The following is a 24,322-nucleotide window of genomic DNA, read 5'->3' on the forward strand; positions in this document are numbered from 1 at the left end:
GAAGGGAAGATCAAGTGTGGGAAAAGTTGTTGTCCTGACCGAGATAGCGCACTACAACCGCCCGATAGTTGCCATCCAGCGAATAACCACCTACGACAATCCCTCCATCTGCCTGAACGGCTACCGACGTGGCAGTGTCGAGGCTGCGGCCCAGACGGGTACGAACCCAGCAGGTACCCTCGGCAAAGCCGGGATCCAGCTGTCCGCCAGGTAAGTACCGAGCCAGGAGGAAGTCGGCTTCGACTCCGCCAATCGTGGCGCCAACCGTCAGCACCCGGCCGTCTGGCTGAAGCTGGGCGGCGGTCCACTGACAGCCGCTGCGACCGATTTTCAGCAGGTGTGGCTGGCCACCGTTGCAATGAGTGTCCGGGCGACCGTTGCTGTGCAGTTTCAGCGCCAGGCAATGCATCGGGTCGCGGCTGCTGCCAAAACACTGCAAATCGCCATTGTCCTGCTGGACGATCTGGCTGACCTGAGCGCTGTGCCCCTGAACACTGAAGGTCATGAAACCATCCACGGCGAAGCTATCATCCAGGCTCCCGTCGAGGAGGTAGCGCGCCAGCAAGCCTTCTTCAGGGAAATTGATCGATCCGCCCACCATGATCCGACCGTCCCGCTGCACCATCACGCAGCTGAGCCAGGAGTTCATCAGCAAATGCCTGACGATGACAAAGCCGCGACCATTGAAAGAGCTGTCCAGCTCACCATTATTGGTGAGGCGAATCAGCAGGCCAACGTGATCGGCCAGTTCGAAATGGTGATTGGCCAGCAGCAGGATTCGACCATCGGCCTGGACCTGGACGTCGCAGGCTTCGGCCCCCGGCACACCGGGAGGGAGCCAGGCGTCGCGCACGCCCAGCGACAGATTCCCCGGCAGGCGTATGACGCAGCATCCATTGTCGCCAAAATCCCTGACCGGATGACCTTGCGAGTCGAATAGCGCCAGGGCTGGCAACGTCTGGTGAGCGTCCTGATAGTGCAGGCCGGCGACCAGGATGTTCCCGTCGGCCAGCACAAGGACCTTGCCCGCCATCGCCTCATAACCGCGCTGGAACTGCCCGATGACGCTGCCGTGAGTGCCGAATGCCAGGTCCGCGGAGCCGTCTTCAAGCAAGCGGGCCAGGCCAAAACAATGGCCGTCGCGAGTGCCGACTTTCGCCGCCACCAGCACGCGACCGCTCGAGTCGATCGCCACGCTGTTGGCGATGCTCGATGTACTGCCGGCGAAATACACTTGGGTTTTGCCGCTGGAGGCGAAACTTTTATCGAGGTGGCCGGCCGTGTACTGCGCTGCAGGTCGGGCAAAAGCAGTCTGGTTTGGCATGCGCGCATCTCCTTGCGAGCTGACCGAAACCCGGGGGGCGGGAGGACAACTGCGTGTGCAAAACATTCAATCCCTGAATGGTCGATTGCACAACTGTCACAACTAACGGATGGAGGGTCGCTTTGTGCCAGAACAGTGTCTTTTCGAACCACTGACAAGCCTGCCAAGTACTTCGTGCCAAGCAAGTTGGAATACGGGGGGAAATGACGACCGAAAATAGTCCATTTAAAGAAAGGCGAGGGGGCGGATCACACTTAAGTAATCCGCCAAAGTCCCTTAGTGCGGCATGGACCACGATTGCAGCGTGTAACCATCCTGGCTCAGTTCGGCACGAGCCTCTTCAAGAAAGTGTTGGAGTTGCGCAGGATCGGTATAGGCACTGCATGGAATTTTCGTGCGGCCCAGAGGGGTATTGGTACGGTCGATCACTGTGAGGCTGAGTTCGCCGTTACCGTCTTGTGGAGCCCAAGCCACGCATTGAAAAGGTTGGAATGCGCGGTCGGCAATCAAAAGAGCTTCGTTGATACGGAGCGGGGCGGTCATGGGGTCTTCTCTCTTTATGCCCAATCAAGTGACAGGCCGTCGGTTGGGCTTACCGTTCGGCTGGTTACTTGTACTGATGCCCTCAACCGGGGGTCAGGTCACACACAATCAAAAGAAATTTCAACTTTCTTTCATATACTCAATGCAGGGGCGGTGTTTGAAAGCTGAATGAAAGGTTGGAACTCGTTAGGTAACTAACAAACTCGTTCTTATAACTAATAACGCGACGTCCCTATAGTCAAACGGTACAAGGGGGCGTCAAATTCTTGCTAATGTTACAGCCAGATCCGCCAAACGACTGTTTTTAATAATATTTCCTAAAGTTTGGCGTCAAGGAACAGTCATGATCGAAACGCCTGCGTTACGACGTCTGTTAGTAGTTGACCCCTGTGACGACTGCCATCGTCTGCTGCCGGGTCTGCGCTCTGTGGGCTGGGATGTTGACAGCTGTTCCCTTGAGAACGCCGCCGACCGAACGTGCGACGTTGGCCTCTTGCGATTACAACCCTTTCATCTGGAACGCCCGGAAGCCGTCAAAGAACTAATCAGTCGCAGCGGTACCGAGTGGATTGCCGTCCTCAACCAGGAAGTCCTGCGCCTGCAAAATGTCGGTGATTTTGTTTGTGAATGGTTTTTTGACTTCCATACCTTGCCGTTTGACGTCTCCCGGGTACAAGTCACGCTCGGACGAGCGTTCGGCATGGCGCGCCTGCGTGGGCAGGGTACCGTTCACATTGATCAGCCTGAGCACGAGCTGTTGGGCGATAGCAAACCGATTCGTGAACTGCGTAAGTTACTCAGCAAACTGGCGCCCACCGAATCTCCGGTCCTGATCCGGGGCGAAAGCGGTACCGGTAAAGAACTGGTCGCTCGCACGCTCCATCGACAATCCCAGCGTCACAGCAAACCGTTCGTGGCGATCAATTGCGGGGCCATTCCCGAGCACTTGATCCAGTCCGAACTGTTTGGCCACGAGAAGGGCGCCTTTACCGGTGCCCACCAACGCAAGGTCGGTCGGATCGAAGCGGCGAACGGCGGCACACTGTTTCTCGATGAGATCGGTGACCTGCCACTGGAGTTGCAAGCCAATCTGCTTCGCTTCCTGCAGGAGAAACACATCGAGCATGTCGGCGGCAGTCAGCCGATTCCGGTGGATGTGCGGGTATTGGCGGCGACTCACGTCGACCTTGAGGCGGCGGTCGAGAAAAAAAGCTTTCGTGAAGATTTGTACTACCGCCTGAACGTACTGCAAGTCGTCACTGCGCCACTGCGTGAACGCCATGGTGACTTATCGATGCTGGCCAACCACTTCTCCCATTTCTACAGCCATGAAACCGGCCGCCGTCCTCGCAGCTTCAGCGATGACGCCTTGATTGCCATGGGTAAACATGACTGGCCGGGCAATGTTCGCGAGCTGGCCAACCGGGTCCGTCGCGGGTTGGTACTGGCTGAAGGCCGGCAGATCGAAGCGCGAGACCTGGGGCTGATCAGCCAGCATACGATTGCCGCGCCGATGGGCACGCTGGAAGACTACAAGACCCGCGCTGAACGCCAGGCCTTGTGCGACGTTCTTAACCGCCATAGCGATAATTTGAGCATCGCCGCCAAGGTGCTGGGGATCTCCAGGCCTACTTTCTACCGTTTGTTGCACAAGCATCAGATCCGTTAGACGCAAGATCAAAAGCTCGCAGCCTCGTTTCACTCGACAGCTCCTACATTGGAATGCGTTCATCCTGTAGCAGCTGTCGAGTGAAACGAGGCTGCGAGCTTTTTAGGTCCACACACACAAAAGCCCCGCCGGGATTGAAGTCGCAGCGGGGCTTTGTTGTTGTGGATCAGAAGTAGTACGGGAATTTCAGGCTGAAGGAAAAGTCTGGCGAGTCGTCGGTCAGGCCAATGGCCAGGTTGGGAACGATCGTCAAGTTATCGGTTGCTGCCAGGGTCATGCCGATGTTGAAGTTGGCAGAGTTGTAATCGCTGTTGGTGATCGATTGCCAGTCGCCACCGTCCGGCCTGATCTTGCTCTTGCGGGCGAACTGATCGGTGAACGAGAACGACATACTCATCTTCTCGTTCAAGGCGAATGCAATGCCGGCGCCGACCTGCCAGGAATCGCCCAGTTTTACGTCCCCTTTCACCTTGGAGCCGACCTGTGGGCTGATGTCGCTGAAAGAGTCCTGCACGTTGTAGGTGTAGGACAGGCTGCCGAACAGTACGGCCGGGTCGAACGTCTTGACCAGCGAAATCCCCGGGGTGATCGACCATATACCATTGCCGGTAGGCAAGTCCTCGGGTACCGCGAGGTTGTCGTTGTTCGGGTCTTCGATCAGCTTGATGCCGTAAGGGTCGTCACCGGTTGGTGCCTTGACGCGCAGTGTAACGACCGCGTCGGGCAGATTTGCCGACTCGTCCAGAAACTTGTAAGCAATGCCGACGTTCACGTCGCCGATGGTCGGATCCCGCGTAACGGTTGCGTCCGACGTCACCGGACCTGCGCCTCCGGCGCCACCGGAGGAATACGTCGATTCGCGATAAACCACGGGGACGTTAATGTCGAACTGCCAGCGTTGCGCCACGTTGTAGCGGGCGGTCAGGTCCAGTGTCCAGTTGTCGGCCTTGATGCGGTCGAGGTTGATGTTGCCGAGAAAAATCGAGTCCAGCGCCAGAAAGCCGTTGAGCGTTAATGCACGGGTATCGTAGTGCGTGTAGGTCAGGCCGGTTTCGACGCTGAACTTGCCGCCACCAAAGAAGCCGCTGGCTTCGTCGTACAGGTTGGAGACGCTTTGCGCAGGCTCCGAATCATCCTTGAGCGATTGGCCATAGGAACTGCCTGTGGTTCCCGGCGCACCGGCGGCCACCGCCTGACCACCCCTGGCCGGTTCGGCGGGGGATTTGGTCAGGCGTTTGGGAGCGGGTGTCGCCGGTGTTTCTTCGACTTGGCGAACGCGTTGCTCAAGGACCATCAGCGCGTTCTGTTGTGCTTCGTAACGCTGTTTCAACTCCATGAGTTCTTGTTTTAGGATTTCGACCTGGGGGTCCGGTGCTGCGTATAGCAAAGTGGCCGGGGCCAGGCTACTCAAACAGACGAAAGCTCTGAACGTTAAAGATCGGTGCATGGGTTAGCCGTCCCTTCTGACTACATCTGATGAGACTGAGCGTAGATCAGAATCCGATAGTGCGAAGGCCTTTAAGCTGGTCCAGGTTGCCGCTCACCGATCCGGCTGTCGGCACGTTGTCACGCAGCACGACATTGAAGGAAGTGAGGTTGCGGACCTGATTGCTACTGCCGAGCAAAGTCGTATTCTGCATCAGCCCACCCTGGGCCAGGCGTTGTACGGTACTGCCCTGATTGTTGTTGGCCACGATGTTGAGTTGCACACCAGTCCCGGTTGAGGAAATGCTCAGCGACCCGGCGCCATTGTTGCCAACCAACGTCGAGCCTGCGGTCAATGCCTGGCCCTGCTGTTGCGCTTGTTGTGGTTGTTGCGTTGGTTGCATGACTGTCTCCTGGCTAGCCTTCGAGACGTTGATATCAACGTTGTTGTAGGCAGTATTATTGTCGCCGGCAGCACGCACCACTTGAGTGACGCCCTCGGTGGTGTTGAGGCCGCTGCCGCCAGTGACGGTGCCCGTGCCAGTGCTCGCGCCTGTGCCTTGCGAGCGCGCTGAGTCGGTGCCTTTTTCGTTGATCATCGACACATAGAACTGTGGCTTGATGGTCGATTGCTGAATTTTCATCGAGGACGTTGCCCCGATCACATCACCCTTGGCGTTTTGCCAAGTGCTGGTCATGACAACGCCGAAACTGACAATCCGTCCCGGCATGACATAGCGGCCACGCAGGGTTGCCAATTCCTGGTCTTTCAGTTCAATGGGTTTGAACGTCTGTGCCTGGGTCGGCAGGCTGGCGGCCAGGCAAACCACGGCCAGCCAGATTGGAGTCTTCATGGGATGCTCCCGGAGCGTCATGCTCCTTATCATTAGAAGAAGTCGCTTTGGATGAATCCGAAATCCATCAACTCTGCGTCTTGCACCGGGCTGAAGGCATTGATGCGGTTCCTGGCGGTCAGTGGCAGGGGCGGGTCGAGCAATGCATTGGTTTTGTCGTAGCCCTGGCCTATGACGGCAAAGATGATGCCGTTCCAGCCTTTGATAAAATCGTCGACTTTGTAACGTTTATGACCGAGTACCGGATCTCCGATATAGACCCAGCCGTCATGGATTCTTTGCATGACCACAAAGTGTTTGTAGCCACGGATATCCATGAGTACCACTACCGGAATTCTGATTTCGCTCAACGTTTCCGGCGCTACCCGGTAGCCACGGGCCCGCATGCCGATACTTTCCACGTAACGCTTCATGTCGAGCATGGAGAAGCCCTGTACGCGGACAAGATCTTGATCGGAGTGAGCCAGCATGCCTTCGATGATTTGTTCTTCATTCACGTCCAGCCAATAGGCCTGGCGCAAGATGGTCGCCAGCGCCGCGGCGCCGCAACTGAAGTCGGTTTTCTGTTGTACCAGGTCCTCAAATTTACGTTCGCGAACGCTCTGGATCGGCTTGTACACCAGCGCGCCACCCGGCAGGACGGAGAGCGGCATCTGTGCAGCCTCGACCACACTGGCCACGCAAAGCAAAAATGCCAAGGCGATAATTCGCATGGTGGGACGCCCCCGGTGGTGTTGAAAAAGGCCCCCGTAAGGGGGCCTCCAGAGACAGCCATTAGAACGAGTTGTTGGAAATGGCCAGCGAGTTGCTTTGTTGGTTGCCCGCACCGGCAGCCACGTTGACACCCAGGTTGCCACTGCCGCCATTCACCGAACCGCTCAGGGTTGCAGTGTTGGTCACAGGGTTGGCCCAGCCAGTTGGAGTCAGCACTTGATAAGAGTAGGTGTTGCTCAAATCATAAGAGCTGCTTTCACTGTAGGCTTTCGCTTTTGCGTACTCAGACTCGGACGATTTGCTGCCCGATTTTTCGTACGAAGAGTCACGCGACTTGGTGTACGACTTGTCGTACGATTTTTCGAACGAGGAATCGCGCGATTTGTCATACGACGAGTCGCGAGATTTGTCGTACGAGGATTCGTGCGATCTGTCATACGATTTGTCTATCGATACATCAAGCGATGCATCGAGCGATGCGTTCAAAGATGCGTCGGAAGAACTGCTGCGGGTGCGATCGCCCCAGCCATTGTTGACGGTAGTGGAGTGGGAAGCCGCCGCAGCAGCGTCCAGCGTAGCGCTCAAGGAAGCACTCAAAGAAGCGCTCGAAGAACCGCTTGCACTGCTGCTGTTGGAACCGCTGGCATTACTGCTGTTGGAACCGCTTGCATTACTGCTGCTGGAACCGCTTATATCAACACTTTTTGAACCGCTGGCGTCATAGCTTTTGGAACCGGCTTTATTCCAGCTCGAAGAAGCGCTTTGACTGCCGCTCGCTTCAAACGACTTATCTTTGGAGAAACTGCCGCTCGCCGTATTGGTAACGGTGATCGTATCCACACGATAAGTCCGATCGGCGTTGTTGTTCACAACCAGGCCAGGACCGTTTTGATCGGCAGAGGCGGTGGCTGTTGCGTTACCGAGTGGAGCATTGGTATTGGCAATTGCCATGGTGTTTTTCTGCTGGTTCAGGTCGCCGCCAGCAATGTTGATGCCCATGTTGCCGCTACCGCTATTACCCGATCCACTCATGACGGCAGAAGATGTGCTGCCGTAGTTGTCGACCCGGTTATTGTTGCTGTATTGCCGCACGCTAGCGGTAGCGGAGGCAGTGCCGAACACGAAGCTGTTATCGGTGGCTGCAGCTGCAGCGTTTGCAATGGCGGCCGCGTTATCTTGTTGGTTGCCATTACCTGCAGCCACGTTGACACCAACGTTGCCACTGGTGCCTGTGGCAGAGCTGGTCATCTCGGCTTCGTTGACAGTCCCTTCGTTACGGATGCGGTTGTTGGTACTGCTTTGGTTATCCCAAGCATTGGCAGTCGCGTAAACAGGGATCTTTGTTGGAGGAGGGGTGTGATGACCACCGTTGTGGTGGCCCCCATTGTGGTGGCCCCCATTGTGGTTGCCACGCTCCCCAGCTTGTACAGCAACAGCCATGACCGCAGCAATTGCGAATACCAGAGGCTTTATTGCCATCGAAGGTTTCATGGTGATTCTCCGTACTTATTTTAGGTTAAGTGTTGTTTCTTACCTTTTTTGGGTCAATCCGCGACCCGTACGCTCAGGGTGTTGGCCGTTCGGTTTCCCACCCCGGCGCTCTGATTCAACTGGATCACCCCACGGCTACCGGTGAAGGCCTGATCGCTGGTAGCGACCTGGCGAAAGCCTGGTGCAGAGTCAGTTGGATCGGAGTTGTTGATCAGCGCCACGTTCTGTTGCATGAGGACGCTGTCGTCGATACTTTGCGGCTGTGTACTGATGCTTATCCGCAGGGCATTGGCTTGCTGGTTGCTCGCGCCCGTGCTCTGGTTCACGCCCAGTACACCGTTGCCGTGGCTGAAGGAGTCGCCTTGAATGCTGGATCGGGCATCGATCCTGGGGTCGACATGCGTACGCAGCCGTTGGCGGATTTGCGTGGTCGCACTGGCGTTGGTGCCAATGGCGATGGCCCGGGCATTGGCCTGTTGCTGATAATCGCCCGCCGCCTGGTTGACCGTGAGATTGCCCTGATACTGCATGCCCGAACCGTCGATGTCGGCGTTATTGATGACGGGAGGTTGGGCAAAGATCGATGCACTGCAAAACATGGCGATAAAGAGCAGCGTACGATTCATCTTAACGGTCTCCCGTTATGATTTTCAGAGCACCCAGCCCTTGCTGGACGTTTGAATTGACCATGTTGGCAATACCGTTGCCCGAGTTTCCGGAACGTCCAGCGGGGAGGTTGGAAAGCTGGGTCTGGTTGCTGATATTGCCGCCCATGTTGTTGGTGTTTTGAGTGATCAGGCGGTTGATGCCTGCACCACTGGCGACATTGGCAAAGTCGCCGTCGCTCAACTCGTTCGTTTGGCTGAGGATTTGTTTGGACGGGTTGGCATTGACGGTCGTGGGGTTCGGGTCGGGGATTAGCGGCGGAATCGTTGCGTTGCGCGTTTGGACATCACGAATGATGGTAATGATGCCGTTGTCAGCCTGTACAGGCAGGCAGACCGTTGAGCCCAGTGCGCATCCGATCAGCAGGAGGCCATAGAAGCGGTGATCAAATTTCCCCACGGCGGCAATTCCTTCTGTAAGTGGAACGCTGGCCCTTATCAGCGTTGCGAGGTAGAGAGCAGAAGGTGTGCCGCTTTCAGGTTTTCTTTTATAAACAGTGGGTTGGATTTAATTGTCGAGGGCGTCAAAAAAAATTTGTAACGCCACTGAGACAGACCCACGCCAAAGCGCCGCCCATGCTGGCGGCATTGCTCGTCAGGGGCATTGAAGGCTAGTTGTATCAGTGGCTTAACAAATTGATGCTGAACCGCTCGGACCGCTTTAGTTCGCGGGTCTGCACAGGGGAGGGTGTTTCAGGAATGGAACATCGGTGGCAGGATGGGCAACCTTGTCAGGCCTTGAGCAAGCGTGTTACAGCGTCGAATGCCGCGTCCTTGCGCTGTTGCCAATCACCTTGCAGTACCTGGCAAGGCTGGCGGTGCAGTTCAAGCCATTGTCGGCTGGCCTGGAAAAACGCCTGGCGTTCTGCCAGTTGCGGTTGGCAGCGTTGCCCGTCGTCATGCCAGACCACGGTTTCAGGGCTCAGCAGTAAATGCAGATCGTAGTGCCGTGCAAGCAATGCTTGCTCGATCCATGACGGGCAATCGCCAAACAAGGTGCGACTCCAAAGGATGTTGCTTAAGAGGTGCGTATCGAGAATCAACAGTGATGGTTGTCGGGCGCGTGCTTCATCCTCCCAAGTCAGCTGGCCATTCGCTATGGATGTGATGTCATCGTAGCGGGTTTCGCGGGCTTCGCTGTCGATAAAATGCCGAACGTACTCATTGACCAATATGCCGCCAAAGTTGGCGTGAATCTCGTTCGAAAGCCAGCTTTTTCCACTGGATTCCGGGCCTGTGAGCACCAGAACCTTCATGCGCGCAGTGCCGGGTCGGTGCGCCACTCACGCCAGCCTTGCACGGCCAGCAGCAAGAACAGCGCATAAAGGGTGGCGGTCAGGTACATACCTTTATAGATGAACAGCCCGACGAAAATCACATCAACGGCGACCCACAACGGCCAGCATTGCACGCGCTTTTGCGCCATCCATAATTGCGCCACCAGGCTGAATCCGGTCAGCGCAGCGTCGAGCCATGGCTGGGCTGCATCCGTCCAGTGCGCCATGGCGGCCCCCAGCAACAGACTGCCAATGGCGCCGGCCAGAAGGCCCAATGCTATCGATTTTCCATCGAGCCGGCTGACCTGCCGACCGGTATTCGCCTCACCCGCGCGGGTCCATTGCCACCAGCCGTAGAGTTGCAGTGCGGCGTAGACCACTTGCAGGAGCATGTCCGAATACAGCTTCACTTCAAAAAAGATCCAGCTGTAAAGCAGCACCATGACCAGGCCGATCGGCCAGCACCAGGGGTTCTGTTTGACCGTCAACCAGACGGCAATCACGCCGAGGGTGGCGGCAAACAGTTCAAGCCCGGACATGGAGGTTCCTTGGGGGAGACAGAAGAGGGGGCGGATTGTACCGACAGACGCCGCCAAGTAGAACCGACTCGCGCGGCCCGTAGCAGCTGCCGAGCAGCGCGAGGCTGCGTTCGACGACGAAGTCGTCGTGAAATCAGCCCCCGCGGCGCATCAGGAAAGCCGCGTTTGCAGGGTTTACGACGACTGCGTCGCCGAACGCAGCCTCGCGGGCTCGGCAGCTGCTATGTATGGACTCGCCCCCACTGTCTACCCGCTTTTGAAAAACCGCCGCCCCGTTGCATCTATGTATTAGGCCTATTCGAGGAAGCCGTCTTCGGCTTCTGGCCAAAATTGGAAGAGCTCGTGGTATGCCGATTACAGTCAGGCCTCGAAGGCCAGTAGCAGCTAAGGCATCAATCCACGCCGGTCTTACCTGGGGTCAATGTTTTTCAGCAAAGGGTCGGACAGTTGGTACCTCGGTGGCAGAACTCTGTCGCTCAGTGGCTCATCGTCGCTTGCTGGCCATCACCCGCCTGGCGACGATAAGTCTGGTCATTCTGTAGAAGCACCCAGACGATTCGCAGGTTGCGGTTGGCTAGCCTGATCGCAGCCTCCTTACGACCCAGCCGGCTCATCCAGCGCAACAAGCGGCGGTCATCGGGTTGCTGGGAATCAGGTCGTAGTTGTTGCAGTACCGCATGGGCTCCCTGGATCATCAGGCTGCGTAAATAAACATCGCCTCGCTTGGTCATGTCCCCCAGCCGGACCGTCTGCCCGCTGCTGTGCTGGTCAGGCACCATGCCAAAGTACGCGGCAAACTTGCGGGCATTGGGAAATCGCTCAGGCTTGGTTTCCTTGGCCACCAGTGCCGTGGCAGTGACTGGGCCGATGCCGCGCACAGTCATCAGTCGCTTCGCCGTCATGTCGGCGTTGGCGGCCACTTCCAGGCGCCCCGTCAGCACGCTGATGCGTTCGCCCAAATGGTGCCACTCGGCCAACAGTTCGTCGATCAGTTCACGCAGCAGGCCCGGCACCGGCTGGGTGGCATCTTCCAGTACCCGCGGAATTTTCTGGCTGATCGCAACATCGCCCTGCGCCAAGGCCACGCCATGCTCGAGCAGCAGGCCGCGCATCTGATTGCTCACCGCCGTGCGTCGACGCACATAGCCTTGGCGGGCGCGATGCAACGCCTGCATTGCCAGCGCCGCAACGCTTTTGACCGGCACTGCGTAGATCTTTTCATCGCGACCAGCGCGCAGAATCGCCAGCGCATCGTTGCGATCATTTTTAGGCCCGCTACGATGTGTGGCCACCAAACGGGCTGGAAGAATCCGCGCCAGATTGCCTTGGTCTTGCAGCTGCCGGGCCCAGGCTTGAGCACCCGGACCGGTCTCCATCAGAACCACGACATGAGGCGGCAACTGGCGTAGAAACTCATAAAACGCCTCGCGCGACTTGATCCGTTGCTCGTAGTGCACTTGGCCGAGGACGTCTTCACCGGCGACCTGAAAGACCTGCTTGGCCAGATCGACCGCCACGGTTGTGCAGGCCGACAAATCGGAAGAAGACAGGGATTGATCAATCGAAGTATGCTTTTTCATGGACTCGCCCTCGCTGTCGTTGGCTGTTTAGACTGCCATCGTGGCGCATTGACGCCTCGGCTTGGGCGAGTCCATCCAATTACAAGAGGGTGTTTTTACACGCGGAACTGTGAGAGAAGGCCGTTCAACTGCTCGCTCAATTCCTTTAGACGGACACTGGCCACGCTCGACTGCTCGGCCGCCAGCGCGGTGCTGTGGGACAACCCGGCCGCCTGGGTGACGTTCTGATTGATGTCTTCCACCACATGGGCTTGCTGCAGGGTCGCACTGGCGATCGACGCGTTCAGCCCGTTGAGGTTGCGCAACGCCTGGCCGATTGCATTCAGGCTGGCACCGGCCAGACCGGCCTGTTCGATGGTCAGTTGCGAAGCCCGGCTGCTGTCGCCGATCACTTTGACCGCCGCTTCGGAGTGCGTTTGCAGGCGTTCGATCATTGACTGGATCTCCGCCGTGGACTTCTGGGTGCGCTGGGCCAGCAGGCGCACTTCATCGGCCACCACCGCGAACCCTCGGCCTTGCTCACCGGCCCGAGCCGCTTCGATGGCCGCGTTGAGGGCCAGCAGGTTGGTTTGCTCGGCGATCGAGCGGATAACCTCCAGCACGCTGCCAATCTGATTGCTTTCAGCCGCCAGGGTGCGAATCACTTCAACGGCTTGATCGATGGTGCCGGACAGTTTGTCGATCTGTTGCAAGCTGCCGTCAATGTTGACCTGCCCCTGCTGCGCCTGGGACTCGGCATCGCGCATTTCGCTGGCCGCGTGCTCGGCGTTCTTGGCCACATCCTGCACACCGTAAGTCACTTCGTTGATCGCGGTCGCCACGAGCTCCATTTGCTGGGACTGTTGCTGACTGCGTTGCTGAGCCTGGGCGGCGTCGTTACCCAGTTCACTGGAAGACTGGCCCAGAGCACTGGCGGACACTTGCAGCTCGCTGATGACCAGGCGCAGTTTGGCGGTGAAGGCATTGAAGTGCCGGGCCAACTGAGTGACTTCATCCTGGCCATGGGTGTCGAGGCTGCGGGTCAAGTCGCTTTCACCGCTGGCGATATTGGCCATGGCGTTCACGGTGGCCTGGAGCGGACGCACAATGCTGCGAGCGATCATGATCACCAGCAACGCCATGATCAGCGCAATCACCAGACCGACGAAAGAAGCTTTCCATACTTGACCATAGAACTCGGCCTGCATGTCATCGATGTACACGCCCGAGCCAATCACCCAACCCCAAGGCTCGAACAATTTGACGTAGGAGGTTTTCTCGACCGGGGCGCTGGCACCCGGTTTAGGCCAGCGGTAGTTGACCGTGCCGGCACCCTTGGCCTTGGCAACGGCCACCATTTCGTTGAACAACGCAAAACCGTCCGGGTCGCGGATTGCCGAGAGGTTCTGGCCATCGAGTTTAGGGTTGGCCGGGTGCATCACCATCACCGGCGTCAGATCGTTGATCCAGAAGTAGTCGTTCTGGTCATAACGCAGCCCGCGAACGGTGGTCAGCGCTTGTTTCTGCGCGGCATCGCGGGTGAGCGTGCCGGCGGTTTCCAGGCCGTGGTAGTAATCCAGAATGCCGCTGGCGGTCTGCACCACGTGCTGGGTTTTCTGGGCCTTTGCCTGGTAAAGGTCGTCATGGATCTGCTTGAGCATCAACACGCCCAACGTCAGTAACATCACCACCGACACGATCAAGATGAGCCACAAGCGTCGGCTGATCGACACACTGCGCAAGCTGTTCATAACGCTGTCACTCCGATTTCTTTTTCTTGTAATAAACGATTGCCAGCATCCAACCACGCTTTGCCGGTCGGGCATATGCGACCCAAGTCTCATTACGCGGCAGCGTTATCGAGGCTTGTCTGATAGGATTTCGGCCCCGCGCGGAAAAACCTGAATCCAAGTCGATCTTTCACGGAATTTTTACGGTTCCGTCTGGATCCTTTGTGCGCGGGACTTCAGCTACGCTTGGCGCGATGAACGCTTAAAAAACTAACGGGGCATGCCTTGGCGCATCGCCTTTGGGGGATTGATGGAACTTTGGACCGCCTTGCAGGCATTGATTCTTGGGGTTGTAGAGGGGCTGACGGAGTTTTTGCCGATTTCCAGTACCGGTCACCAAATTATTGTGGCGGACTTGCTCAACTTCGGTGGCGAACGGGCCATCGCTTTCAACATCATTATTCAGCTTGGGGCAATCCTGGCCGTGGTGTGGGAGTTTCGCCGCAAGATCTTCGATGTGGTCACTGGCTTGCGGACTCAGCCGAGCGCCCGACGCTTTACCGCGAACCTGCTGATCGCCTTCATGCCGGCCGTGGTGCTGGGGGTGATTTTTTCTGATTTGATTCACCACTACCTGTTCAACCCGATCACAGTGGCCACGGCATTGGTTGTGGGCGGCATCATCATGCTGTGGGCTGAACGGCGTCAGCACGAAGTGCACGCACACACCGTCGACGAAATAACCTGGAAAGACGCCCTGAAAGTCGGCTTTGCCCAATGCCTTGCCATGATTCCCGGGACTTCGCGTTCCGGCTCGACCATCATTGGCGGTTTGCTGTTCGGGTTGTCGCGCAAGACTGCCACGGAGTTCTCGTTCTTCCTGGCGATGCCAACCATGGTCGCGGCAGCGGTGTACTCAGGCTACAAGTACCGCGACCTGTTCGTGCCGGCTGATTTTCCGGTGTTCGCGATCGGCTTCGTCACCGCGTTCATCTTCGCGATGATTGCCGTCAGGGCCCTGCTGGTGTTCATCGGCAGTCACAGCTACGCGGCATTCGCCTGGTATCGCATCGCGTTCGGCCTGGTGATCCTGGCCACCTGGCAGTTTGGCTGGGTCGACTGGACCGCAGTCCAACCATGAGTGACGCCAGCGCGCGCAATAACCCTGGACGCCGGTCCGGGGGAGAGCGGGTCCAGCATCCACGGTTGAAATTGCTGGTATTGGCGATCCTGTGCGCGCTGCCGCTGACGGGTTCGGTGTCGCTGTGGCTGCGCGGGGTTTCGCTGATTCCGCTGGCGGCCTACGGCATCGTCAGCGTGCTGGCGTTCTTTCTGTACTGGAGCGACAAGCGCAAGGCTCGAGCCGACAGCTGGCGGACTCCGGAGAACGTGCTGCACGCGGTCGAACTGGCGGGCGGCTGGCCGGGGGCCTTGCTGGCCCAGCAAGTGTTTCGGCACAAGACCCGCAAGCTCTCGTTCCAGCTTGTGTTCTGGCTCATTGTGCTGATGCACCAGGTGTTCTGGATCGACCAGCTGTTTCTTGGCGCGCATCTGTTTGCATTGTTCTAAAGCAGCAGGCTGACCTGAGTACGCTTGGGCAGCTTGCTCACCACCAGTTGGTGGGAACGTTGCAACAACCCTTGCAGCTCTTCACTCCCCAGCGGGTAGGGCGTTTGCATGATGATCCATTGGGCCCGCGCCAGATACGGCGCCGGGTGAATGCCCGGGCGGTCGCAATGCCCGAGGAACAGATCCTTGTCGACCTTGAAGGCCAGGGAATCGCCGCGCAGGTTCTGCAAGGCGAACATCTTGTTCCCGGCAATCGAAAACACCCGTACGCCTCCCCATTTATAGTCTTCCCGCGCGCCGGGCAGCGCGAGACAGAATTGCGCGACGTCCTCTTCGCTCATGCGTCCAGCCTTCATATCAATCGGTCCCCACAGGCATTGAATGATTCGATCAAATGGTCGATCCAGGCACGTACGGCCGGCATCACCCCGCGCCGATGAGGGTAGACCGCTTGCAGCCAGCCGCCAGGCAATGACCAGTCGGGCAGCAACTGCACCAGCGAGCCATTTTCCAGTTCCTGTTCGCAATACATCATCGGCAGCATGGTGAATCCCTGGCCGGCGAGCGTGCAGGCCTTGCGTACGATGAAATCATCGATGCCCAATCGTGCCTCCAGGCTCAAGTCATAGCTTTTACCCTGCTGATCGAGCATGCGGATGTGCACCATGCGATCCGCTTCCAGTGCGCCGAGCACCGGCAAGGCTTTCAGGTCTTCGGGGTGGTTGATCTGACGTTCGTGCAGGAACGCCGGGCTGGCGACCATCGCCATTTGTGCCTGACGCAAGCGACGGGTCACCAGCAGCGGATCCTCATCGCCCAAATCACGGACCCGCAGCGCGACATCGACACCTTCGGTCACCAGATCGACCCGGCGATTGATCAGCATGACTTCCAGTTGAACCTGGGGGTATTTATCAAGAAATCTGCTGATCACCATCGGCAGCATTTCGTGGGCCAGGCCGACGGGGCAGGACACCCTCAAGCGGCCCCTGGGCTCGCTGGACATACTGGCCACGGCTTCATCGGCCATCTCCGCTTCCAGCAGCATCGCCTGACAGTGCCGCAGGTAGCGTTCGCCCACCGCGGTCAGCTTGAGCTGTCGGGTGGTGCGTTGCAGCAGGCGTGCGCCGAGGCGTTCTTCCAGTTCGGCAATGCGCCGCGACAGCCGGGACTTGGGAATCCCCAGCAAACGCCCGGCCGCAGCGAAGCCGCCGGCTTCGACCACCTTGGCGAAATAGTAGAGGTCGTTGAGGTCTTGCATGATGGGAATCCGATTGTTCTATCAGTGGGACGAACTATCGCATTGTTGCGGGCTAATCAGCTATTGGTTTCATCTGTAGGATCCTCCCCATCAGATCGCCCGGTGGCGATCCTCACCTGGAGATCCCTTATGAAACTGTTGCATATCGATTCGAGCATTCTTGGTGACAACTCGGCTTCCCGTCTGCTGAGCAGCGAAGTCGTCAACGCCTGGCAAGCCGCCGAGCCAACCGCCGTAGTGACTTACCGCGACCTGGCCGCTGATGCCATCAGCCATTTCTCCGCCACTACTCTGGTTGCCGCCGGCACCACCGCTGAACTGCGCAACGCCGCGCAACAGCACGAAGCCGAGCTGAGCGCCACCACCCTGGCCGAATTCCTCGCTGCCGATGCTGTTGTGATCTCAGCGCCGATGTACAACTTCACCATCCCGACCCAACTCAAGGCCTGGATCGACCGCATTGCCGTTGCCGGTCAGACCTTCCGCTACACCGAAGCCGGCCCTGAAGGCCTGTGCGGTGGCAAGAAAGTCGTGATCGTCTCGACGTCCGGCGGTCTGCATGCCGGTCAGGCCACTGGCGTTGCGCATGAAGAGTACTTGAAGGTGCTGTTCGGCTTCATCGGCATCACCGACATTGAATTTGTTCGTGCCCATGGCCTGGCCTACGGTGACGAAGTGCGCACCAAAGCCATGAGCGACGCTCACACGCAAATCAGCGAGCAGTTGTTCGCCGCTGCGTAAGACTTGCGTAAAGAGTTCAAACAGCTCAGGCACCCCCCAAAAAACTCTGTATTCTGATCACGCAAGTGCCAGATACGGAGTTTTTTGTTTCTGGTCATTACAGATTGTGGCCCGGGATATGCAGTCGAGGGTTACCGACTCCGGTCCAGTAACAAGGTGGGGCATCCCATGGTGCGTCTTTGTGCAACATTACTGATTTGCCTGCTCAGCAGCCTGAATTCAGTGCACGCCGCGCCTGCGCCGCATCCTCACTGGAGCGTCGGTTTCCATGAGATGAGTTTTCTCGATCCTCTGGATTTGCAGCCGATGCGCGCCATCGCGTTCTATCCCTCCAGCGACCGGGAGCACACCAGCAAAATCGAGGGTTACACCGTCGAAGCCGGCGAAGACACCCGTGTTGCCATGGGCCGTTTCCCGATGCTGATGCTGTCTCACGGCAACACCGGAACCCCGTTGGCGCTGCACGACCTCGCCACCTCGCTGGCGCGCAAAGGGTTTGTGGTGGTGGCGGTGATCCACCCCGGTGACAACTCCAAAGACCACAGCCGCCTCGGTACGTTGAGTAACCTTTATGGCCGGCCGATCCAGATTTCCGAAGCCATTACCGCGACCCTGGGCGATCGCATGCTCGCGCCTTTCGTCAATGCCGATCAAGTGGGCGTTATTGGTTATTCGGCGGGTGGCGAAACAGCGTTGATCCTGTCCGGTGCGACGCCTGACCTGGATCGTCTGCGCCGCTACTGCCAGGAGCGCCCGGACGACCGCGATGCCTGCAACACCAAAGGCGAGCTGATTGTCGACCGCGATGACTTGCAACCCGTGGCGGATCCGCGCGTGCATGCGTTGCTGCTGATGGCGCCGCTGAGCCTGAAGTTCGGCCGTCACACGCTGGCTGACGTGCATGTGCCGGTACTGCTTTACAGCGGGGATGGCGACAAACTGGTGGCGTTCGACAAAAACGCCGCCGCCCTGGCGCGCAAACTGCCGACCGCACCGGACTTCAAATTGCTGGCCGGGGCAGGGCACTTCGTGTTCATGGCGCCTTGCAATGAAGAGCAGATCGCCGCCATGCCGGCGCTGTGCACCGATGCTGACGGCGTTGATCGCGAAGACATCCATCGCAGTATGGTGTCCGAAGCCGGGCGGTTCTTCTCCCATGCGCTGGGCAAACCGAATCGCGCCGGGATGCAGACTGCGGATCAGTAATCGCCACCGATTTGTGTAGCAGCTGTCGAGCTTGCGAGGCTGCGTTCGGCTGCGCAGCAGTCGTAAAATCTGCATGTACATTTTGTCTGAAAAACCGCGGAGCATGCTTTCACGACTGCTTCGCAGCCGAACGCAGCCTCGCAGGCTCGACAGCTGCTACCAGGGATCGCGGTCAGTCAGGATGTTGCGCGGCGTTTCAGCATTAAGGTCAAGCCGAGTCCGGCTACCGACAACATCGCCGCACTAAAGAAAATCCACGAATACCCCAGGTTCAACGCCACCGCGCCCATCAGCGGCCCGGCAATCGCCAGTGCCAGATCGAAAAATACTGCGTAAGCGCTAAGGCCCGCGCCACGACTGGAGTTGGGCACTTGCTTGATCGCTTCCACCCCCAGCGCCGGGTACACCAGCGACAGACCAAATCCGGCCAGGCCGGCGCCGATCAGCGCATAAGCGGTCGAAGGCGCGAGCCACAGCAGCATCAGGCCCACCGTTTCAATGCTCATGCAGACAATCGCCGAGGTGAAGCCGCCGAAGCGGCTGATCGCTGAGATAAACAACAATCGCGACAAAATAAAGCAGATGCCGAAGACCGTCAGGCAGTAGGCCGCGCCGGTCCAGCCACGGCTGACGTAATACAAGGTGATAAAGGTTGTCAGGGTGCCGTAACCGATGGAAGCCAGGCTCAGGCTCGCGCCAAACGGCGCAATGCGTCCGAACACTGCCCAGAATGGCAGACGCTCACCGCGAATCACCGGCACCGAGGGTTTGTTGCGGATCAGCAGCAGGGCGGCCAGGGCCAACAGTGAAAGTGCGATCCCCAGGCTGACAAAGCCGTATTCGGCGACCATCACCACGCCCAGCGGCGCACCGATCGCAATGGCGCCGTAAGACGCAATGCCGTTCCACGAAATCGAGCGTGCGGTGTGTTCCGCACCGACCTGGCCCATGCACCAACTGATCGTGCCCACGCCAATCAAGCCCTGGGCGATGCCGAGCAGCAAGCGTCCGGCAATCAGGATCAACAGGCTCAGCAGTGGAAAGCTTTGCAGCAAGGTTGAAATCAACGTCAGCACGCCACTCAGCACAATCCCCGACAAGCCGTAAACAATCGCCCGTTTGGTACCAATGGTGTCCGACATACGCCCGGCCATGGGACGGCTGAGCAGGGTGGCCAGGTATTGGGAACCGATGGTCAGCCCAGCGACGATTGCGCTGAAACCCAACTGCTCATGCACATAGCCCGGCAACACCGCAATCGGCAGGCCGATGCAGAGGAACGCAATAAAGGTATAGAAAACGATCGAGACGATCTGCAGGGTGATCGCCATTGAGCTATGCGGTGGCTGTTGCTGCGCAGACATGAGGACTCGTTCGCGGGCGGCGGTGGGAGAGTTGCATCATGGCTTGGGCGGGAAATAAAAGGAAGCAGGCTAACTATATTCGTTGCACCCGAGGCCCTCTTCACCGATCGTTCCCACGCTCCGCGTGGGAATGCCTCAACGGACGCTCCGCGTTCGGCTCTTGAAGGGACGCGGAGCGTCCCGGGCTGCATTCCCACGCGGAGCGTGGGAACGATCAGTGCAAAAAAAAGCCCCGTCACCAGGACAGGGCTTTTCATTTATAGCGAACGCTTAGAACACAACGCCCTGGCTACGCAGGTAGTCATCATAAGTACCGCTGAAGTCGATCACGCCGCTAGGGCTGAGTTCGATAATGCGGGTGGCCAACGACGATACGAACTCACGGTCGTGGCTGACGAAGATCAGCGTGCCCGGGTAGTTTTCCAGCGCCAGGTTCAGCGCTTCGATGGATTCCATGTCCAAGTGGTTGGTCGGTTCGTCCATGATCAGCACGTTCGGCTTTTGCAGGATCAGCTTGCCGAACAGCATGCGACCTTGCTCACCACCGGAGATGACCTTGACCGACTTGAGGATCTCGTCGTTGGAGAACAGCATGCGGCCGAGGGTGCCGCGAACGATTTGTTCGCCACCCTGGGTCCATTGGCCCATCCAGTCGAACAGGTTGCAGTCGTCTTCGAAGTCGTGGGCGTGGTCCTGGGCGTAGTAGCCCAGTTCCGCGGCGTCGGTCCACTTCACGGTACCGGCATCCGGGGTCAGTTCGTTGACCAGGGTGCGCAATAGGGTGGTTTTACCGATACCGTTCGGGCCGATGATCGCCACGCGCTCGCCAGCTTCAACCTGGAAGCTGAAGTCCTTGAACAGCGTCTTGCCGTCGAAGCCTTTGGCCATGCGCTCGACGATGACCGCCTGACGGTGCAGCTTCTTGGTTTGTTCGAAACGGATGAACGGGCTCACACGGCTCGAAGGCTTGACCTCGGCCAGCTGGATCTTGTCGATCGCCTTGGCGCGGGAAGTGGCCTGCTTGGCTTTCGAGGCGTTGGCCGAGAAGCGGCTGACGAACGATTGCAGCTCGGAAATCTGCGCTTTCTTCTTGGCGTTGTCCGACAGCAGCTGCTCGCGGGACTGGGTTGCCACGGTCATGTACTCGTCGTAGTTGCCCGGGAACAGGCGCAGCTCGCCGTAATCCAGGTCAGCCATGTGGGTGCACACGCTGTTCAGGAAGTGACGGTCGTGAGAGATGATGATCATCAGGCTGGAGCGCTGGGTCAGAATGTTTTCCAGCCAGCGGATGGTGTTGATGTCCAGGTGGTTGGTCGGTTCGTCGAGCAACAGCACTTCAGGATCGGAGAACAGCGCCTGAGCCAGCAATACGCGCAGTTTCCAGCCAGGGGACACTTCGCTCATCGGGCCGAAGTGCTGCTCGATGCCGATACCCAGGCCCAGCAGCAATTCACCGGCGCGGGATTCGGCGGTGTAGCCGTCCATTTCGGCGAATTCGGTTTCCAGCTCGGCCACAGCCATGCCGTCTTCTTCAGTCATTTCCGGCAGCGAGTAGATACGGTCGCGCTCGGCTTTGACCTTCCACAGCTCTTCGTGACCCATGATCACGGTGTCGATGACGGTGAATTCTTCGTAGGCGAACTGGTCCTGGCGCAATTTACCCAGACGCACGTTCGGCTCGAGCATGACCTGGCCGCCGGACGGCTCGAGGTCGCCGCCGAGGATTTTCATGAAGGTCGACTTGCCGCAGCCGTTGGCGCCGATCAGACCGTAGCGGTTGCCCGCGGCGAATTTGACCGAAACGTTTTCGAATAGCGGCTTGGCGCCGAACTGCATCGTGATGTTAGCTGTAGAGATCAAAGGTTTTTCCTGCGAAGCATTCAGAGTAGCTAGGGTTGCGGCAGTACCGATTCAGTACCCGTTTCCGGTATCCGAACCACGGGAAATGCATCCCGGTCAGAAGCGGAAGGTCCATCTGGCAATAAGTGGACAGCAGCATATGGAGCGCTTGGCCCGAGTCGAAGTGCGCTGAGGCGGGGTTCATTCCCGTCATCAACCAAGGGGGGCGCGTAATGTTTGGCGGCGATTGTACTGGTCTGGCTCTTTAAACGATAGGGCGTTGAGGTTGCGCGGGCGCTTTGGCGGCATCAACGGACAGATTTTCACATTTGAAGGTTAACTATTGGTTACAAAATGAGACTAAAATGCCATGTTTCAACCTGATGCCGACCATCGGCAGGCTCTGGGACGGGCTACCCGGGAACGCTGTTTCGTATTCAGACGCTGCACAAACCCCCAAGGCTTTGAAGCCTGGAGGGGAAGCAGTTTGTTCACTTCTGACGTGTGACGATTTCTGTGAAACTGATTATTGCCGCAATTTATGTACTCTCAATTGCCTACGTCCACCTGCGCGGTCGGGTGCGCCACAAGTTTGGCCGTCAATTAAGCGATCACTCGTCGTTTCTGGCGCCGATCAATTGCTTCCTTTATATGTTCTCGAAGATCCCCAACAAGCCTTACCTCGACCCGGCCGATTTCCCGGACCTGAGTCCGTTGCAGGAGCATTGGGAAGAAATTCGCGCGGAAGGCCAGAACCTGCTCCGGGCCGGGGAGATCAAGCGCTCGAACCAATACGACGACGTCGGTTTCAACTCGTTTTTCAAGACGGGCTGGAAGCGTTTCTACCTGAAGTGGTACGGCGACAGCCATCCTTCAGCGACCAAACTCTGCCCGCGCACCACTGAGCTGGTGCAAAGCATCGGTTCGATCAAAGCCGCGATGTTCGCCGAGTTGCCGCCGGGCTCCAAACTGGTCCGCCACCGCGATCCGTATGCCGGCTCTTATCGCTACCACCTGGGCCTGGAAACGCCGAACGATGCCGGTTGCTACATCAACGTCGATGGCGAGAACTACCACTGGCGCGACGGTGAAGCGGTGATGTTCGACGAAACCTTCATTCACTACGCCGAAAACACCACCCAGCAGAACCGCATCATTCTGTTCTGCGACGTCGAGCGGCCGATGAAGTACCGCTGGGCGGCGGCGTTCAACGGCTGGTTCAGCCGTAACGTGATGTCGGCGGCGGGCGCGCCGAATGATGCGGGGGACAAGACCGGTGGCATCAACCGCCTGTTCGCCAAAATCTACAAGATTCGCCTGCGGGGCAAGGCACTGAAGAAACGTAATCGCAAACTTTATTACCTTGAGAAGTGGGCGATTTTTGGTGGGTTGCTGGCGATTTTTGTGTTGATCTGATTTTTTGCATTGCTGCGGATGGCCCCTTCGCGGGCAAGCCCGCTCCCACAAGGTTCAGCGTTTGCCGCCAATTATTTAGCTGACACTGAAACCTGTGGGAGCGGGCTTGCCCGCGAAGAGGCCATTACTTCCATTGCAGAACTCATGAATGCCCCTGTAATCAGTCAGCCACTGGAACGCTTCGAAGCCTTCTTTTCCTCCGCTGGTTTGGCCGCAGTTTTACCTTTAGAAGTGGGCTTGCTTGTGGCTTTACTGGCACCTTTGCCCCCAAGACTACGTTTAAGCAGCTCAGTCAAATCAATCACATCAGCCGTTTTACGTTCCTCTTCACCCGTCGCCGTTTCAACATCCTCAATCTTGCCTTCATTCGCTTTTTTCTCGACCAGCGCCATGATCTTGTCTTCAAAACTGTCGCGGTAATCTTCGGGTTTCCAGTCGGCGCTCATGTCCTGCACCAGACGCTTGGCCATGTCGAGTTCGCCTTTGGCCAGTTCAGGCTTGGTCACTTCAGCGCCCAGCTCCAGCGTCTCCAGGCTGCGCACTTCGGCGGGCCAACGCAGCATCACCAGCACCATCGCCGATTCCAGTGGCATCAACGCAGCCAAATGCTGGCGGGTATGCAGGACAACGTGGGCGAGGGCGACTTTGTTGGTTTTGCTCAGGGTTTCGCGCAACAGCGCATAAACCTTACCGCCGCGTTTGTCCGGCGCCAGGTAGTAGGGCGTGTCGATGTTTTGCAGGGGAATCTGTTCGGCGTCGACAAAGGAAAAGATGTCGATGGTCTGCGTGGACAACGGGTGCGCCGACTTGATCTCTTCCTCGCTGAGCACCACATAACGGCCTTTTTCGTACTGCACGCCTTTGACGATGTGTTCCTTGGTGACTTCCTTGCCGGTGACCTTGTTGACGCGCTTGTAACCCACCGGGTCCATGCTGCGGCTGTCGAGCCAGTCGAAATCCACGCCTTGCGAGGACGTCGCCGAGACCAGCGCCACAGGGATATGCACCAGCCCGAAACTGATTGCGCCTTTCCAGATTGCCCGTGCCATGGTCGTCTACTCGCAAGTGATGTGTTCAGGTGACCTGCCGCGCGGCGCAAAAGTTTCAGCGGGTTGCGTCCCGGTCCTGCGGGGCGG

The 24,322-nt window shown here is 58.1% G+C and carries 23 protein-coding genes; 6 read left to right on the top strand and 17 right to left on the bottom strand.

Annotated features, from left to right (window positions below; translation table 11 throughout):
* Positions 1-10 precede the first annotated feature (10 nt).
* Both ACYZT8_RS14015 and ACYZT8_RS14020 read right to left on the bottom strand, forming a co-directional pair.
* Entirely contained in the window at positions 11-1,324 is a 1,314-nt protein-coding gene (locus ACYZT8_RS14015; protein ID WP_461981985.1) for an NHL repeat-containing protein, read from the bottom strand.
* A gap of 276 nt (positions 1,325-1,600) precedes the next feature.
* Positions 1,601-1,867 (bottom strand): hypothetical protein, encoded by a 267-nt coding sequence (locus ACYZT8_RS14020; protein ID WP_461981987.1) that lies wholly within the window; start codon positions 1,865-1,867, stop codon positions 1,601-1,603.
* Between the two features lie 343 nt (positions 1,868-2,210).
* Here ACYZT8_RS14020 and ACYZT8_RS14025 point away from each other — a divergent pair, with 343 nt between their 5' ends.
* Positions 2,211-3,536, top strand: coding sequence for a sigma-54 dependent transcriptional regulator (locus ACYZT8_RS14025; protein WP_461981989.1), 1,326 nt, complete (start codon positions 2,211-2,213; stop codon positions 3,534-3,536).
* 166 nt (positions 3,537-3,702) lie between these two features.
* On the opposite strand, the gene ACYZT8_RS14030 is transcribed toward ACYZT8_RS14025, so the two are convergent.
* From ACYZT8_RS14030 to ACYZT8_RS14075, 10 genes are all read right to left on the bottom strand, one after another.
* Complete coding sequence (locus ACYZT8_RS14030; protein ID WP_461981991.1) at positions 3,703-4,983, bottom strand: coiled-coil domain-containing protein; 1,281 nt, start codon at positions 4,981-4,983, stop codon at positions 3,703-3,705.
* A gap of 46 nt (positions 4,984-5,029) precedes the next feature.
* Positions 5,030-5,815: a hypothetical protein gene (locus tag ACYZT8_RS14035; RefSeq protein ID WP_461981993.1), complete on the bottom strand. Its 786-nt coding sequence runs from the start codon at positions 5,813-5,815 to the stop codon at positions 5,030-5,032.
* Between the two features lie 32 nt (positions 5,816-5,847).
* Complete coding sequence (locus ACYZT8_RS14040; RefSeq protein WP_461981995.1) at positions 5,848-6,528, bottom strand: C39 family peptidase; 681 nt, start codon at positions 6,526-6,528, stop codon at positions 5,848-5,850.
* A 61-nt stretch (positions 6,529-6,589) separates the two neighbouring features.
* Positions 6,590-8,020 carry a heme utilization protein gene (locus tag ACYZT8_RS14045; RefSeq protein ID WP_461981997.1) on the bottom strand — a complete coding sequence of 477 codons (1,431 nt, stop codon included), beginning with the start codon at positions 8,018-8,020 and terminating at the stop codon, positions 6,590-6,592.
* A gap of 53 nt (positions 8,021-8,073) precedes the next feature.
* Positions 8,074-8,646 carry an adhesin gene (locus ACYZT8_RS14050; protein ID WP_461981999.1) on the bottom strand — a complete coding sequence of 191 codons (573 nt, stop codon included), beginning with the start codon at positions 8,644-8,646 and terminating at the stop codon, positions 8,074-8,076.
* Position 8,647: 1 nt separating this feature from the next.
* Entirely contained in the window at positions 8,648-9,085 is a 438-nt protein-coding gene (locus ACYZT8_RS14055) for a hypothetical protein (protein WP_461982001.1), read from the bottom strand.
* Positions 9,086-9,416: 331 nt separating this feature from the next.
* The gene (locus ACYZT8_RS14060; protein WP_461982003.1) at positions 9,417-9,941 is read right to left on the bottom strand and encodes an AAA family ATPase; all 525 of its coding nucleotides are present in this window, start codon (positions 9,939-9,941) and stop codon (positions 9,417-9,419) included.
* Positions 9,938-10,501 (bottom strand): nicotinamide riboside transporter PnuC, encoded by a 564-nt coding sequence (gene pnuC / locus ACYZT8_RS14065; protein ID WP_461982004.1) that lies wholly within the window; start codon positions 10,499-10,501, stop codon positions 9,938-9,940. The genes ACYZT8_RS14060 and pnuC overlap by 4 nt, the downstream gene beginning before the upstream one ends.
* 476 nt (positions 10,502-10,977) lie before the next feature.
* Positions 10,978-12,036: an IS110 family RNA-guided transposase gene (locus tag ACYZT8_RS14070; protein WP_461982331.1), complete on the bottom strand. Its 1,059-nt coding sequence runs from the start codon at positions 12,034-12,036 to the stop codon at positions 10,978-10,980.
* A 140-nt stretch (positions 12,037-12,176) separates the two neighbouring features.
* Complete coding sequence (locus tag ACYZT8_RS14075; RefSeq protein ID WP_461982005.1) at positions 12,177-13,811, bottom strand: methyl-accepting chemotaxis protein; 1,635 nt, start codon at positions 13,809-13,811, stop codon at positions 12,177-12,179.
* 289 nt (positions 13,812-14,100) lie between these two features.
* Between ACYZT8_RS14075 and ACYZT8_RS14080 the strand changes: the two genes are divergently transcribed.
* Together ACYZT8_RS14080 and ACYZT8_RS14085 are read left to right on the top strand one after the other, a co-directional pair.
* Positions 14,101-14,931: an undecaprenyl-diphosphate phosphatase gene (locus tag ACYZT8_RS14080; RefSeq protein WP_461958783.1), complete on the top strand. Its 831-nt coding sequence runs from the start codon at positions 14,101-14,103 to the stop codon at positions 14,929-14,931.
* Positions 14,928-15,359 (top strand): DUF1294 domain-containing protein, encoded by a 432-nt coding sequence (locus tag ACYZT8_RS14085; RefSeq protein WP_461982007.1) that lies wholly within the window; start codon positions 14,928-14,930, stop codon positions 15,357-15,359. Before ACYZT8_RS14080 ends, ACYZT8_RS14085 begins: the two co-directional genes overlap by 4 nt.
* Here the strand turns inward: ACYZT8_RS14085 and ACYZT8_RS14090 are convergent.
* Positions 15,356-15,715, bottom strand: coding sequence for an MmcQ/YjbR family DNA-binding protein (locus ACYZT8_RS14090; protein ID WP_461982009.1), 360 nt, complete (start codon positions 15,713-15,715; stop codon positions 15,356-15,358). The genes ACYZT8_RS14085 and ACYZT8_RS14090 overlap by 4 nt on opposite strands.
* Positions 15,712-16,620: a LysR substrate-binding domain-containing protein gene (locus tag ACYZT8_RS14095; RefSeq protein WP_461982011.1), complete on the bottom strand. Its 909-nt coding sequence runs from the start codon at positions 16,618-16,620 to the stop codon at positions 15,712-15,714. The genes ACYZT8_RS14090 and ACYZT8_RS14095 overlap by 4 nt, the downstream gene beginning before the upstream one ends.
* 129 nt (positions 16,621-16,749) lie before the next feature.
* Here ACYZT8_RS14095 and ACYZT8_RS14100 point away from each other — a divergent pair, with 129 nt between their 5' ends.
* Both ACYZT8_RS14100 and ACYZT8_RS14105 read left to right on the top strand, forming a co-directional pair.
* Complete coding sequence (locus ACYZT8_RS14100) at positions 16,750-17,361, top strand: FMN-dependent NADH-azoreductase (protein WP_461982013.1); 612 nt, start codon at positions 16,750-16,752, stop codon at positions 17,359-17,361.
* Positions 17,362-17,529: 168 nt separating this feature from the next.
* On the top strand, positions 17,530-18,567 hold the full coding sequence (locus ACYZT8_RS14105) for an alpha/beta hydrolase family protein (RefSeq protein ID WP_461982015.1): 1,038 nt from the start codon (positions 17,530-17,532) through the stop codon (positions 18,565-18,567).
* Positions 18,568-18,743: 176 nt separating this feature from the next.
* Here the strand turns inward: ACYZT8_RS14105 and ACYZT8_RS14110 are convergent, their stop codons facing one another.
* Both ACYZT8_RS14110 and ACYZT8_RS14115 read right to left on the bottom strand, forming a co-directional pair.
* Positions 18,744-19,931, bottom strand: coding sequence for an MFS transporter (locus ACYZT8_RS14110; RefSeq protein ID WP_461982017.1), 1,188 nt, complete (start codon positions 19,929-19,931; stop codon positions 18,744-18,746).
* Between the two features lie 270 nt (positions 19,932-20,201).
* Positions 20,202-21,791, bottom strand: a complete 1,590-nt coding sequence (locus ACYZT8_RS14115) for an ABC-F family ATPase (protein ID WP_080932037.1) — start codon at positions 21,789-21,791, stop codon at positions 20,202-20,204.
* Between the two features lie 495 nt (positions 21,792-22,286).
* Between ACYZT8_RS14115 and lpxO the strand changes: the two genes are divergently transcribed.
* The gene (gene lpxO / locus ACYZT8_RS14120) at positions 22,287-23,186 is read left to right on the top strand and encodes a lipid A hydroxylase LpxO (RefSeq protein ID WP_461982019.1); all 900 of its coding nucleotides are present in this window, start codon (positions 22,287-22,289) and stop codon (positions 23,184-23,186) included.
* Between the two features lie 164 nt (positions 23,187-23,350).
* Here the strand turns inward: lpxO and ku are convergent, their stop codons facing one another.
* Positions 23,351-24,235 carry a non-homologous end joining protein Ku gene (gene ku / locus ACYZT8_RS14125; protein ID WP_461982021.1) on the bottom strand — a complete coding sequence of 295 codons (885 nt, stop codon included), beginning with the start codon at positions 24,233-24,235 and terminating at the stop codon, positions 23,351-23,353.
* Positions 24,236-24,322: the final 87 nt, after the last annotated feature.

It is taken from the genome of Pseudomonas sp. LB3P93 (assembly GCF_054898025.1).

Excerpts from the sequence above, each read along its gene's own strand:
- ACYZT8_RS14015 (WP_461981985.1), bottom strand. The coding sequence starts at position 1,324 with ATGCCAAACCAGACTGCTTTTGCCCGACCTGCAGCGCAGTACACGGCC.
- ACYZT8_RS14020 (WP_461981987.1), bottom strand. The coding sequence starts at position 1,867 with ATGACCGCCCCGCTCCGTATCAACGAAGCTCTTTTGATTGCCGACCGC.
- ACYZT8_RS14025 (WP_461981989.1), top strand. The coding sequence starts at position 2,211 with ATGATCGAAACGCCTGCGTTACGACGTCTGTTAGTAGTTGACCCCTGT.
- ACYZT8_RS14030 (WP_461981991.1), bottom strand. The coding sequence starts at position 4,983 with ATGCACCGATCTTTAACGTTCAGAGCTTTCGTCTGTTTGAGTAGCCTG.
- ACYZT8_RS14035 (WP_461981993.1), bottom strand. The coding sequence starts at position 5,815 with ATGAAGACTCCAATCTGGCTGGCCGTGGTTTGCCTGGCCGCCAGCCTG.
- ACYZT8_RS14040 (WP_461981995.1), bottom strand. The coding sequence starts at position 6,528 with ATGCGAATTATCGCCTTGGCATTTTTGCTTTGCGTGGCCAGTGTGGTC.
- ACYZT8_RS14045 (WP_461981997.1), bottom strand. The coding sequence starts at position 8,020 with ATGAAACCTTCGATGGCAATAAAGCCTCTGGTATTCGCAATTGCTGCG.
- ACYZT8_RS14050 (WP_461981999.1), bottom strand. The coding sequence starts at position 8,646 with ATGAATCGTACGCTGCTCTTTATCGCCATGTTTTGCAGTGCATCGATC.
- ACYZT8_RS14060 (WP_461982003.1), bottom strand. The coding sequence starts at position 9,941 with ATGAAGGTTCTGGTGCTCACAGGCCCGGAATCCAGTGGAAAAAGCTGG.
- pnuC (WP_461982004.1), bottom strand. The coding sequence starts at position 10,501 with ATGTCCGGGCTTGAACTGTTTGCCGCCACCCTCGGCGTGATTGCCGTC.
- ACYZT8_RS14075 (WP_461982005.1), bottom strand. The coding sequence starts at position 13,811 with ATGAACAGCTTGCGCAGTGTGTCGATCAGCCGACGCTTGTGGCTCATC.
- ACYZT8_RS14080 (WP_461958783.1), top strand. The coding sequence starts at position 14,101 with ATGGAACTTTGGACCGCCTTGCAGGCATTGATTCTTGGGGTTGTAGAG.
- ACYZT8_RS14085 (WP_461982007.1), top strand. The coding sequence starts at position 14,928 with ATGAGTGACGCCAGCGCGCGCAATAACCCTGGACGCCGGTCCGGGGGA.
- ACYZT8_RS14090 (WP_461982009.1), bottom strand. The coding sequence starts at position 15,715 with ATGAAGGCTGGACGCATGAGCGAAGAGGACGTCGCGCAATTCTGTCTC.
- ACYZT8_RS14095 (WP_461982011.1), bottom strand. The coding sequence starts at position 16,620 with ATGCAAGACCTCAACGACCTCTACTATTTCGCCAAGGTGGTCGAAGCC.
- ACYZT8_RS14100 (WP_461982013.1), top strand. The coding sequence starts at position 16,750 with ATGAAACTGTTGCATATCGATTCGAGCATTCTTGGTGACAACTCGGCT.
- ACYZT8_RS14105 (WP_461982015.1), top strand. The coding sequence starts at position 17,530 with ATGGTGCGTCTTTGTGCAACATTACTGATTTGCCTGCTCAGCAGCCTG.
- ACYZT8_RS14110 (WP_461982017.1), bottom strand. The coding sequence starts at position 19,931 with ATGTCTGCGCAGCAACAGCCACCGCATAGCTCAATGGCGATCACCCTG.
- ku (WP_461982021.1), bottom strand. The coding sequence starts at position 24,235 with ATGGCACGGGCAATCTGGAAAGGCGCAATCAGTTTCGGGCTGGTGCAT.